Here is a 12,295-nt window from a genome sequence, read left to right on the forward strand (position 1 = left end):
ATCACTCATTGCAGAGCAGAGCAGAGCAGAGCAGAGCAGAGCAGAGCAGAGCAGAGCAGAGCAGAGCAGAGCAGAGCAGAGCAGAGCAGAGCAGAGCAGAGCAGAGGCCATTGTGGAATAGGAAGAGTGGGTTAGTGGCAGATTTCAGCGCAGATGGTGGGAGGTGACGCCACACCAATGAACCTGATCTACATCTCTCTAGCGGGGTAGATAGCAAGAAGGGAGCCTGAGGCTCCCTTCTTTGTTAGCGGTAATGTGATGGGTACTGGCTAGAACCAGAAGCCGATGATAAAGGAGCCCGCCAGCGTCAGCATCACGTTGGCCACCGCATAGGTACCGGCATAACCGAGCGCCGGAATGGAGCTGTTGGCTGCCTCGTTGACCACATCCATCGCCGGGGCACAGGTACGGGCACCTGTGATGGCACCGAGCAGCAGTGCCGGGTTCATCTTGAGCACCCAGACCCCGAACAGATAGCCTACCAGCACCGGCAAGGTGGTCACCAGCATGCCGGAGAAGAGCACTACCGTACCCACCTCGCTGAGGTGGTCGAGGATGCCGCCACCAGCTTTCAGGCCCGTACTCACCATAAAGACCGCCAGACCGAGATCCTTGGCCAATCTGAGCGCGCCTGGCGGCACGTAGCCGACCGTCGGGTGGTTGGCCCGCAGGTAACCCATCAAAATGCCCGCCAGCAGCAGGCCGACGGCGTTGCCGAGGCCGAATTCGATCTGACCGAACACCAGCGAAACGGAGCCGATCAGCAGGCCGAGTACGAAGAAGGTGGTGAAGGCCACCAGATCCGTGGTCTGGCTGTGGATGCTGATAAAGCCGATCTTGTTGGCCAGCAGTTTGACCCGCTGCTTCTCGCCGCTGATCTGCAACACATCGCCTTTTTGCAGCATGATGTTGCGATCGAACGGCATCTCGATCTGGGAGCGTACCACCCGGTTGAGGAAGCACCCTTTCTCGGTGAGGTTGAGCTCCACCAGATGGCGGCCTACCACGGAGTCATTCTTTACCACTATCTCTTCGGTGACGATCTGCAGGTCAAGCAGGTTGCGATCAAATACCTCTTTACCGTTGCGGTAGTTTACATCCAGCTTTTCGTGGCTCTCGGGATAGCCCACTAGGGCGATCTCATCCCCTTCCTGAATGACGGCATCGCCATCGGGACTGGCCAGAATGCCGTTGCGGCGGATCCGCTCCACATAGCAGCCGGTATGGGGATAGATGCCGGTCTCTCGCAGGGTACGACCACCTATCCATGCTGCCAGCTCTGGGCCGACCCGATAGGCGCGGATGATGGGCAGGTAGGTCTTGCGACTCTCGCTGTCGGAGAGACCCCGCTCGCGGGCGATTTTTTGCGCCTCTGTATTGAGGTCGAGGCGAGCCAGCGAGGGGAGGTAGCGCACCACCAGCATCAGACCCACCAGACCCACCAGATAGGTCAGGGCGTAGCCGATGCCCATATTGTCGAGCACAGCCTGCATATCAGTTTGATGGGGCAGGTTGAGCAGACCACTGCGCAAGGCATCCTGGGCACCCACCAGCGCCGGGGTCGAGGTGAGGGAACCCGCCAGGATCCCCGCCGCCATGCCCGGCCCCAGATTGAAGAATTTGGCCAGCCCCACCGTCAGCAGCAGGGCGGTCAGCAAGATCACCAGGGTGAGAGTGATGTAGTGGATGCCGTCGCGCAGGAAGACGCTGAAGAAGTGAGGGCCCGCCTCGATCCCCACACAGAAGATGAACAGCATAAAGCCTACGTTTTCAGTGGTGGCCGCAAATTCGAAGCCCATCTGGCCGAACAGCAGGGCGGTAAACAGCACACCTATGGTGTTGCCAATCTGAAAGTTGCCAATTCGCACCTTGCCAAGCAGCAGGCCGAAGGCCAATACCACGAACAGCAGCAGGGAGTCGCTTTGATGTAGCAGTGTCACGAAATCTATGGTCATGCCCGGAAAAACCGAGGAAAAAAGTGGGGTCGATATTGTGCCGGATCTATCCCCAATAAAGAAGCGCAAGGGAGCGATTAATCGGACGTTATCGGACGCTATTTGTGGAACCGGCGGCGTGATAGGGAGACACGCGGATGAAATCTGGCAATTTTTGCTGTAACCGTCGCTGTCAATTAGTGAAATCTGCTGTCCGCGACCGAAGTGCTCTGGCGCAGGCCGATATTTTAGATTCTGCTGTTCGACCGCTTGGCGGGGATCAGTTTCAGCAGATTCAACCGATGGCCGCCATGGTTAGCTGAGGGGGAAATCAGCTTGATATTTACCCGTTCGTCCACGGGAAAAGGGTTGGCAAAAAGATGCCTCTGAAAAGTGCCAATAGAGCCTGTCACCCCGCTGTTCCTGAGGGGACAAAAAAACAGCATAAAATCAGGTTGGCCAGCAAAATGACTCTTCGCCGGGGGTCATCAAGGGCAATCCCGCGTCCTGACAGGGCTTGCTGCACTTACCCACAGAATCTGTGGATAACCCTGTTTATGAAACTTGTTCATCACCCTGAAAGCCGCGCCAGTACTGGGATGCAAGGGCTGTTCAAAAAATACCGGAAGAAAAATGTTTGTATAAAAATCAAATAGTTAGGTGCGACAGGAGAAAGCTCTGTCGAGCCGGGACGGGTAACAAAAGGGAGCGTCAGCAGCAAGAAGGATCTTGTGCATTAAAATTGGCAGAGGAGGGCACTAAAGTGGATAACTTGCACTGAGATGGTGAGGAAATGGCTCCCCCGACTGGACTTGAACCAGTGACATACGGATTAACAGTCCGCCGTTCTACCGACTGAACTACGGGGGAACATCAGGCAAGGAGGAGCATCATACAGAAGGTGTCCGGGGCGGTCAAGCCATTCGCTGGATGATGGCACGGGTGTACCGCTGCCAAACCCTCGGTTACACTGCTCCTCTGCTGTTTTGTGTCGGGAGTGTTCATGAGCAAATTGTTCAAGTTAGCCAGCCAGTTTCAACCCGCCGGGGATCAGCCCGCGGCGATTGCCCAACTGCTGGATGGCATCGAGTCGGGGCTGGCTCATCAGACCCTGCTCGGGGTGACCGGTTCGGGCAAGACCTTCACCATGGCCAACGTCATCGCCACCCTGAACCGCCCGACCATGATCCTGGCTCCCAACAAGACCCTGGCCGCCCAGCTCTATGGCGAGATGAAGGAGTTTTTCCCCGACAATGCGGTGGAGTATTTCGTCTCCTACTACGACTATTACCAGCCCGAAGCCTATGTGCCGACCACTGACACCTTTATAGAGAAGGATGCCTCCATCAACGATCACATCGAGCAGATGCGATTGTCGGCCACCAAGGCGCTGCTGGAGCGGCGCGACGTGGTGATCGTCGCCTCGGTGTCGGCCATCTATGGTCTGGGGGATCCCCAATCTTATCTGAGCATGATGCTGCATCTCAAAGTGGGGGATGTGATCAACCAGCGGGATATCCTGCGCCGTCTCGCCGAGCTGCAGTACACCCGCAACGACATGGCGTTTCAACGCGGTACTTTCCGTGTGCGGGGGGAGGTGATAGACATCTACCCCGCCGAGTCGGACAAGCTGGCCCTGCGGGTAGAACTCTTTGATGAAGAGGTGGAGCGCCTCTCCCAGTTTGATCCCCTGACCGGCGCCATCGAGCAGACGGTAGTGCGCTACACCATCTATCCCAAGACCCACTACGCTACCCCGCGTGAGACCATCCTGGGGGCTATCGAGCATATCAAGGAGGAGCTGCGCAGTCGCCGCGAGCAGCTGTTGTCCCTCAACAAGCTTGTGGAAGAGCAGCGCATCAGCCAGCGTACCCAGTTTGACATGGAGATGATGCAGGAGCTGGGTTATTGCTCCGGCATCGAGAACTACAGCCGCTACCTCTCTGGCCGTGCGCCGGGGGAGCCGCCGCCCACCCTGTTTGACTACCTGCCGGGGGATGGCCTGCTCATCATCGATGAGTCCCACGTCACGGTGCCGCAGATCGGCGCCATGTTCAAAGGGGACCGCTCCCGCAAGGAGACCCTGGTGGAGTACGGCTTCCGGCTCCCCTCGGCGCTGGACAACCGGCCGCTCAAGTTCGACGAATTTGAAGCGCTGATGCCGCAGACGGTGTTTGTTTCGGCGACTCCCGGCCCCTACGAGCTGGAGAAGTCCGGCGGCGATGTGGTGCAGCAGGTGGTGCGCCCAACCGGCCTGCTCGATCCGGAGATCGAGGTGCGTCCGGTGACCACGCAGGTGGACGATCTGCTCTCCGAGATCCGCAAGCGGGTCGCCGTCGAGGAGCGGGTGCTGGTTACTACCCTGACCAAGCGGATGGCGGAAGACTTGACCGAGTATCTGGCGGAGCACGACGTCAAGGTGCGCTACCTCCACTCCGATATCGATACGGTCGAGCGGGTGGAGATCATTCGCGATCTGCGCCTTGGCAAGTTCGATGTGCTGGTGGGCATCAACCTGCTGCGGGAAGGTCTCGACATGCCGGAAGTGTCGCTGGTGGCGATTCTGGATGCAGATAAAGAGGGCTTCCTGCGCTCCACTCGCTCGCTGATCCAGACCATCGGCCGGGCGGCGCGTAACCTCAACGGAAAGGTCATTCTCTACGGCGATACCATCACCAACTCGATGAAGGTCGCCATTGAGGAGACCGAGCGGCGCCGCGCCGTGCAGCATGCCCATAACCTCAAGCATGGGATCACCCCCAAAGGGCTCAACAAATCCATTGGCGATGTGATGGACATGGGGGGCAGCCGCACGACAGGCAAACCAGGCAAGGGGATGCGCAAGGCAGCCGAGCCGCAAGGGGAATACCATGTCCGCTCAGCCAGCGAGATTGCCAAAGAGATCAAGCGGATGGAGGAGCAGATGTTCCAGCATGCCCGGGATCTGGAGTTCGAACAGGCGGCGGCACTGCGGGATCAGATCCAGCGGCTGCGCAGCGAGTTGATCGAATCATGAGCCGTAAACGCTGGCTGATTTGGCAACGACTTCGTCGTCTCTATCAGGGTTTTCGCCATCCCGGTACCCCATGGTGGGCGAGGGGCCTGGTGATCCTTATCCTGCTCTATGGCATCAGTCCGGTGGATCTTATCCCCGACGTGGTGCCCTTGCTGGGTTGGTTCGATGATGTGACCCTGCTGCTGGTGTTGCTATGGGGTTGGGAGCGTTGTTTGCCCCCCGCAGTGCGCAGCGATCTGGAACAGGCCTCCTAGTTCACCTTTTCAACACCACGCTCGACATCACTCTTTGTGCCCCCACCCTCGAAGGAAGCAGAAAAACGGTTTCATTTGAAGGTGGGCGCAGTGGGATGAAAAAGAGGCTGCCTCGGTGATTGTCGCCCGAATGGCATTGGCGTAGACTCCACGCCGTTCACTTTATGGGTATGGAAAAAATGGATCTGATCCTCTTTGCAATCGACTTTATCCTGCACGTTGACGTGCATTTGAAAGAGCTGTTCGAGAACTATGGCGTCTGGGTTTACGCCATCCTGTTTCTCATCATCTTCTGTGAAACCGGGTTGGTAGTGACGCCGTTCCTGCCGGGTGACTCCCTGCTGTTTGCTGCCGGTGCGCTTACCGTGGGCAGCGTGCTGGACGTCCATACCCTGGCGGCCGTGCTGATCATCGCTGCCGTGCTGGGCAACGTGGTCAACTACACCATTGGCCACTTCTTCGGCGAGCAGCTGTTCCGCAACCCGGACTCCAAGATCTTCCGCCGGGATTATCTGGAGAAGACCCACGCCTTCTATGCCAAGCATGGTGGCAAGACCATCATCATCACCCGCTTCCTGCCTATCGTGCGTACCTTTGCGCCGTTCGTGGCAGGGATGGGGGCCATGACCTATCCGCGCTTTTTGGCGTTCAACCTGGTTGGCGGCCTGCTGTGGGTACTCTCCTTCGTCTATGCCGGCCACTTCTTTGGCAATCTGCCGGTGGTGCGTCACAACTTTACCCTGCTGATATTCGGCATCATCGGTATCTCCCTGTTGCCCATGGTAATTGGCGCGGTCAAGGCCAAGATGAGTACAGCCAGGGCATAACCAGAAATACGGTCAACCAGAACGAGAAGGGGGAGCCATTATGGCTCCCCCTTTTTATCTCCACGCGGGCATGACACTCAGTTGCAGCAGCGCCCTTTCACCAGATTGCCGATGGCCACTACGGTGAAGACCAACAGGTAAGCGGCGAAGATGACGACCAGCCACTGGGGCATGGAGTAACCGAAGAACTGCCAGGTGATCTGGGCACAATCCCCTTCCGGCATAAAGAGCCAGGGGAGCCACTGATCGAGCGGAGCCCAGCTCGGGAAGTCGGCAAACGGGCTGCAGACGTTGAACGGGGAGGGGTTAACCTGATAGTCCACATGCTTGAGGGCCAGCTGGAAGCCACGGAAGGCACTGTAGCCCCACAGCAACATGGCACTCCAGCGAACATACCACTTATCCGGCGCCACCATGCCGAGCAGACCAGCGGCCAGCACACCCAGGGTCGCCAACCGTTCGTAAACACACATCACGCACGGGGAGAGGCCCAGCACATGCTGGAAGAAGAGGGCGCACAACTCGAGGAACAGGGCTGATGCTGCCAACAGGCCCCAAGCCAGCCGATGGGCGGCGATACGGCGGAGAAACTCGATCATCTCATTGATCTCTCAGAAAAAACAGTGGCTGAATTAGAGCAGAGCGGAACCGAAAAGAAAAGGGCCCTGAAAGGGCCCTCGGAAACCATCTCAATTGATTAATGCAGCGCCGGCTGTACCGCTGGCAGCGCACTCTCCATCACCAGCCATCCGTGCTGATAGAACCACTCGGTGGCAGGACCAAGCAGCAATTCGACAGAGAAAAAGCCGATCAGCCCCAGCACCAATGTGTAGGGCAGCGCCATCCAGACCATGCGGCCATAGGAGAGACGCAGCAGCGGCGCCAATGCCGAGGTGAGCATAAACAGGAAAGCGGCCTGACCATTGGGAGTGGCGACCGACGGCAGGTTGGTACCTGTGTTGATGGCTACCGCCAGCAGATCGAACTGGGCGCGGTCGATGGCACCATTGAGCATGGCCGTCTTCACCTCATTGATGTAGACAGTGCCGACAAAGACGTTGTCACTGACCATGGAGAGCACCCCGTTGGCCAGATAGAAGAGGGCCAGCTGGTTCTCTGGTTTGGCTGCCAGTACCAGCTGGATCACCGGCTTGAACAGCTGCTGATCGATGATGACGGCGACAACACTGAAGAAGACCGCCAGCAGGGCGGTGAAGGGGAGTGCCTCCTGGAAGGCTTTACCCAGTGAGTGCTCCTCGGTGATCCCGGTCAGGGAGGTGGCCAGCACGATGACCGAGAGGCCAATCAGGCCAACGGCTGCCAGGTGCATGGCCAGACCGACGATCAGCCAGACCGCAATCAATGCCTGAACGATCAGCTTGGCCTTGTCTTGCGGGCTGCGTTTTGCCTCTTCGTAGCGGTTGTACTCCTCCATGATGGCGCGCACCGTGTCCGGCAGGCGGGCACCATAGCCAAACCAGCGGAACTGCTCCACCAGCACGCAGGTCAGCAAACCGCAGATAAAGACGGGGACGGTGACGGGGGACATGCGAATGGCAAATTCGGCGAAGTTCCAGCTCGCTTGCTCGCCGATGATGAGGTTTTGCGGCTCGCCCACCAGGGTGCAGACACCACCCAGCGCGGTACCGATGGCTGCATGCATCATCAGGCTGCGCAGGAAGGCCCGAAAATCGTCGAGATCCTGGCGATTGAGCTCGGCGACTTCCTTATCATCGGTATGGTCATGGCTGTGACCAAACTCCTTGCCGGACGAGACCTTGTGGTAGATGGCGTAAAAGCCGGTGGCGACGCTGATCACCACGGCAATCACGGTCAGGGCATCGAGAAAAGCTGACAGGAAGGCGGAGACCAGACAGAAGGAGAGGGAGAGCAGGATCTTGGAGCGTACGCCGATCAGCAGCTTGGTGAAGACATAAAGCAGCAGCTGCTTCATGAAATAGATGCCTGCCACCATGAACACCAGCAACAGCAGCACTTCGATATTGGCGACCAGCTCGTGTTTGACCTGATCGGCGGAGGTCATGCCGATCAACACGGCTTCGATCGCGAGCAGACCACCCGGTTGCAGGGGGTAGCACTTGAGGGCCATGGCCAGGGTGAAGATAAACTCAACGACCAGTAACCAGCCCGCAATGAAAGGATCAAGGTGGAAGGCAATCGGATTGATCACCAGAAATAGCAAGATGGCGCTTTTATACCACAGTGGTGCATTGCCCAAGAAGTTCTTGGCGAATGCCTGCCCTAGGCTTATTGGCATGATAATGGGTCTCAACTTTGTTGTTAGGATCTGCTTCTATGCAGTCAAGGATGATTCGACCTGTGCCTCCCGATGTTGGCCTTTATCTGTCTGATTCCTCGTGATTTTAATCAAAAAGCGTGACGATTATAAATGATAGCCGATGGATCTCTGCCCATCTGTCTGTTTTATAACCACCTTGTCGGGGTTGGCTGGCTCCCTCGTGGCGATTAGATACATATTCCCAACACTATATTTGCCATATGTGAGCAGAGGACTGACCTTATGCTTGCCAGCCATCATCGCTTTGATATCATTCGTCAGCCTTTTTACGCATTACAACAGAGTCAATTCATGGTTATAAAAGCGCAGAGCCCAGCTGGGTTTGCCGAGGAATACATCATCGAGTCCATCTGGAACAATCGCTTTCCTCCCGGATCTATTCTGCCCGCCGAGCGTGAATTATCCGAGTTGATCGGGGTGACGCGGACTACCTTGCGCGAAGTGCTGCAGCGACTGGCCCGTGATGGCTGGTTGACCATACAGCATGGTAAGCCGACCAAGGTGAATAATTTCTGGGAAACCTCCGGCCTCAATATTCTGGAGACATTGGCTCGTCTGGATCAGGACAAGGTACCTGATCTGATAGCTCAGCTGCTTTCCGCCCGTACCCACATCTGCACCATCTTTATCCGCGGGGCGATCCGTCACAATCCGGAACAGGCCGCCGAGATCCTGCGTGGCGCCGATGGGGTCGAGAACAACGCCCAGGCTTATGCCGAGTTCGATTATCGCCTGCACCACCAGCTGGCGTTTGCTTCCGGCAATCCGATCTACGCTTTGATCCTGAACGGTTTCAAAGGGTTGTACAGCCGGGTCGGCAGCTACTACTTCTCCGACAAGCAGGCTCGCGAGACCGCAGATGCCTACTACAAGACCCTGCTCAATCTGGCGGAGACCAAGAACCACGAAGCCGTGTTCATGACGGTGCGTCAGTACGGTATCGAGTCCGGCAAGCTGTGGACCCGCCTGCGTCAGGACATGCCAAGCGATCTGTGCGACAACTGATCCCTTGCCTGTGCTGTCCAAGAAACGCGCCATCCGGCGCGTTTTTTTATTCTGCCGTGTTTGTGTCTATCCTTGATTGGCAGTGGTAATTGCTTGAACTGCATGGATATTTGGCCAAAAAGCTTGATCCAGCGCAAATGAACCCTGCATTTATCACTTTGGTGGCATAGGACCCAACCGCTGATTGAGGTCAAATGGAGGCATCAAGAGCGGAGCCAATATCCGCCAGAAGGAACACACCTTTCACCGGATGAAGGACACAACAATGAGTCTTCTTGAACACACCATCTGGACAGTACTGGGATACGGGGCCATGCCCTTTATCTTTCTAAGCGGATTCGTGGCGGTGGCAGTGACCTGTTGCATGCTGCTGAACGCGTTCGGGGTACAGTCCGCCGAGAAGTGAGTCGCTTCTCCATGCCGCCAAATGCCAGTCTTCGGACTGGCATTTGTTTTTTGTGTTTTTTAAAGCACTTATCCCGGCAGGGAAGGGGAAATCTTTGGTCAGGATGGTCGAACCTGCCGCCGATTTTGATTACACTGGCGCCCGTATTTCCCACTCACCCTTCTCTTATCAGGGGTTCAAGGTTTTCTATGGCTCTCAAGGCAACCGTATTCAAGGCCCAGATCAGTTTGTCTGATATGGATCGCAATCTGTATCAGGACTTCTCCCTCACGCTGGCGCGCCACCCCTCCGAAACCGATGAGCGGATGATGATCCGGCTGGCGGCCTTTGCCTGGCACGCTGCCGAGCGACTGGAATTCACCAAGGGATTGAGCGCCGATGATGAACCCGAACTCTGGTGCAAGAACTACTCGGACGAAATAGAGCTCTGGATCGAGCTGGGCCAACCCGATGAAAAACGGCTCAAAAAAGCCTGCAACCGCGCCCGTCAGGTGGTGCTCTACCTCTACGGCGGTCGTGGCACCAGCGTCTGGTGGAAGCAGAACCAGGGCAAGCTGAGCCAGCATGACAACCTCAGCATCATCGAACTCTCCGACAGCCAGACTCTGCCGCTCACCGCCATGGTCGAGCGCACCATGCAGCTCACCTGCACTATCTCCGATGGTCAGCTCTGGGTAAGCAATGGCGCACTGGAAGTGACGCTGGATCCGGTGGTGCTGATGGGCAAACCGGCCCGCGAACTGTAACGGACGCCGCCCATGTTCAGCGCCTTGCTCAATATCGTCATTCCGGTGTTCGGTGTGGTCGGGCTCGGCGCCCTCTACGGGCGATTGCGACCGGGGGCTGTGCTCGGTTACGTCAATCGGGCCAATATCGAGCTGTTTACCCCTGCGCTGGTCTTCTCCGCGCTGGTCAAGTATCCGCTGGCGCTGGCGGAGCATCTGCCGCTGATTGCGGCGGGGGCGCTGGTTATTCTGTTACCCGGTCTGCTGCTCGCGCTGCTCAAACTCAAAGGGATTGAGCGGGCAGCGCTGATCTTGCCCGCCATGTTCCGAAATACCGGCAATCTTGGCATCCCCTTGATGGTGCTGGCATTTGGCGAGCAGCAACTGGGGGCCATCGTGATCCTCTTTGTGCTCTCCAATCTGCTGCACTTTTCGGTCGGCATGTTTATCCTCTCGGCCAATACCTCTCGCTGGTTGTGGCTGCGCAGCCCTGTGCTCTGGGCCGCGCTGGCCGGTTTGCTGGTGGCCAACTGTAACCCACCACCAAGAATGAAAAACCGGGAGCTGGTGAAAACAAGTGGGAAATGGCGGGACAAACTCAGGAATAGCGGGGCTTGTGGCGTGATGCGGTTAAGCCAAGCCGTTTAACCGCAAAATGAAAACTTTCGAGTCAAGCTGCTAGCCAATGCGCTGAAAATGAAAAACTAGGCGTAATGCCTAGTTTTAATTGGGATTGTTTAATCCCTTTGTAAACAGGTCACGAAATCCTAACTGGCGGAGTTGTTAGGATGTTTTTGGCTAAAAAAAATCGTGCCCGGCCCAGACTACCTTGCCGATCACGGCCAGGTTCTCCAGCTGGTTGGCTGGAACGACCTGCAGGGGGTAATCATCGCGGTTGTCGCTGATGATGGTGATCCCACCATCGAAGTTTTTCTGCAGGCGCTTGGCGTAGAGCTCTTCCCCCAGGCGCAACACGAAGATGGATCCATCTTCGATCTGATTCTTGCTGATATCGACCAGGATAGAGTCACCAGAGTGGATGGTGGGCTCCATGCTGTCGCCTTTGGCGAAGACCACCACCAGGTTATCCGGGTTTAACTTGCGAAACGTGAGCCACTTGCGGCGAAAGGCCAGCTTGCGTTTAACCTCATGATCATCATTAAACGCACCATGGCCGGTACTGACGGTGACATGGTAGCCATCGATCAGCGCGTACTCCTCATCAAACTCCTCACGTTGCACCATCTGCTCGGCCGCTCCATCGGGGTGTTTCGGGCCCTGACCGGTGGCCAGCCACTCCAGATTCACATTGAACGTCCGCGCGATGCGCAGCGCCTTGTCGATGGTGGGCAGCGAATTAAACGGTGGGAAGTATTTGCGCATCCCCGACTCACTCATCCCCACCAGTTCGGCAAATGCCTTGTAGCTCAGGCTCCCGCGCAGCTCATCCAGACGGTCACTCAAAGTATCCATTCCCGCCGTCAGAAAAGATACCTCACCGTCTTTTTGTGCTGCTTGTGGTTTTTCTTCATAACGCTCTGACATACAAGGAATTCTCGGCTAGTGGCTAATGCTGGTGAGTCGGTAGACAAAAAATTCCGCACAAAAAGACTTGTCAATCTTTTTGGGGTGATCAATCATTCATATGTGACGCATTGCGACATAAAATCATTCTTTTATGAATGATAAAGATACGCACTGCGACACTTGATGATACCGAAACGGGGTGAGTATGTCAGGGAAAACACCAGAGTGGATCAGGGCTGAGCTCATAAAATGCGGATATTCCCAAGCTGCTTGGGCCCGCG

General features: G+C 56.6%; 10 protein-coding genes, 1 tRNA gene and 1 pseudogene. 7 read left to right on the forward strand and 5 right to left on the reverse strand.

Annotated features, from left to right (window positions below):
- Window positions 1-269: 269 nt before the first annotated feature.
- Both AB5Y76_RS18245 and AB5Y76_RS18250 read right to left on the reverse strand, forming a co-directional pair.
- Window positions 270-1,955 (reverse strand): aspartate:alanine antiporter, encoded by a 1,686-nt coding sequence (locus AB5Y76_RS18245; RefSeq protein WP_005336899.1) that lies wholly within the window; start codon window positions 1,953-1,955, stop codon window positions 270-272.
- Window positions 1,956-2,728: 773 nt separating this feature from the next.
- A tRNA-Asn gene (locus AB5Y76_RS18250) sits at window positions 2,729-2,804 on the reverse strand.
- Window positions 2,805-2,937: 133 nt separating this feature from the next.
- On the opposite strand from AB5Y76_RS18250, the gene uvrB reads away from it, so the two are divergent.
- From uvrB to AB5Y76_RS18265, 3 genes are all read left to right on the forward strand, one after another.
- Window positions 2,938-4,950 (forward strand): excinuclease ABC subunit UvrB, encoded by a 2,013-nt coding sequence (uvrB, locus tag AB5Y76_RS18255; RefSeq protein WP_263717116.1) that lies wholly within the window; start codon window positions 2,938-2,940, stop codon window positions 4,948-4,950.
- Entirely contained in the window at window positions 4,947-5,204 is a 258-nt protein-coding gene (locus tag AB5Y76_RS18260) for a YkvA family protein (RefSeq protein ID WP_005360976.1), read from the forward strand. The genes uvrB and AB5Y76_RS18260 overlap by 4 nt, the downstream gene beginning before the upstream one ends.
- A gap of 179 nt (window positions 5,205-5,383) precedes the next feature.
- The gene (locus tag AB5Y76_RS18265) at window positions 5,384-6,031 is read left to right on the forward strand and encodes a DedA family protein (RefSeq protein WP_040069761.1); all 648 of its coding nucleotides are present in this window, start codon (window positions 5,384-5,386) and stop codon (window positions 6,029-6,031) included.
- A 77-nt stretch (window positions 6,032-6,108) separates the two neighbouring features.
- Here AB5Y76_RS18265 and dsbB read toward each other — a convergent pair whose 3' ends face one another.
- Entirely contained in the window at window positions 6,109-6,630 is a 522-nt protein-coding gene (dsbB, locus tag AB5Y76_RS18270; protein WP_005336895.1) for a disulfide bond formation protein DsbB, read from the reverse strand.
- A 98-nt stretch (window positions 6,631-6,728) separates the two neighbouring features.
- Window positions 6,729-8,309: a Na(+)/H(+) antiporter NhaB gene (nhaB, locus tag AB5Y76_RS18275; RefSeq protein WP_263717117.1), complete on the reverse strand. Its 1,581-nt coding sequence runs from the start codon at window positions 8,307-8,309 to the stop codon at window positions 6,729-6,731.
- Between the two features lie 333 nt (window positions 8,310-8,642).
- On the opposite strand from nhaB, the gene fadR reads away from it, so the two are divergent.
- The 4 genes and pseudogenes from fadR to AB5Y76_RS18295 all read left to right on the forward strand — a co-directional run.
- Entirely contained in the window at window positions 8,643-9,356 is a 714-nt protein-coding gene (gene fadR / locus AB5Y76_RS18280; RefSeq protein WP_026034983.1) for a fatty acid metabolism transcriptional regulator FadR, read from the forward strand.
- 265 nt (window positions 9,357-9,621) lie between these two features.
- Window positions 9,622-9,762, forward strand: coding sequence for a TIGR02808 family protein (locus tag AB5Y76_RS18285; protein ID WP_005345965.1), 141 nt, complete (start codon window positions 9,622-9,624; stop codon window positions 9,760-9,762).
- Between the two features lie 188 nt (window positions 9,763-9,950).
- Entirely contained in the window at window positions 9,951-10,508 is a 558-nt protein-coding gene (locus tag AB5Y76_RS18290) for a YaeQ family protein (protein ID WP_005336887.1), read from the forward strand.
- A 12-nt stretch (window positions 10,509-10,520) separates the two neighbouring features.
- A pseudogene (locus AB5Y76_RS18295) lies at window positions 10,521-11,018 on the forward strand (AEC family transporter); the annotation flags it as partial.
- A 267-nt stretch (window positions 11,019-11,285) separates the two neighbouring features.
- Here AB5Y76_RS18295 and AB5Y76_RS18300 read toward each other — a convergent pair.
- A complete protein-coding gene (locus AB5Y76_RS18300) occupies window positions 11,286-12,032 on the reverse strand; it encodes a helix-turn-helix transcriptional regulator (protein ID WP_081318870.1) in 747 nt (248 codons plus the stop codon).
- Window positions 12,033-12,295 lie beyond the last annotated feature (263 nt).

This window comes from Aeromonas sp. R1-2 (assembly GCF_040908505.1).
Lineage (GTDB): Bacteria > Pseudomonadota > Gammaproteobacteria > Enterobacterales > Aeromonadaceae > Aeromonas > Aeromonas veronii.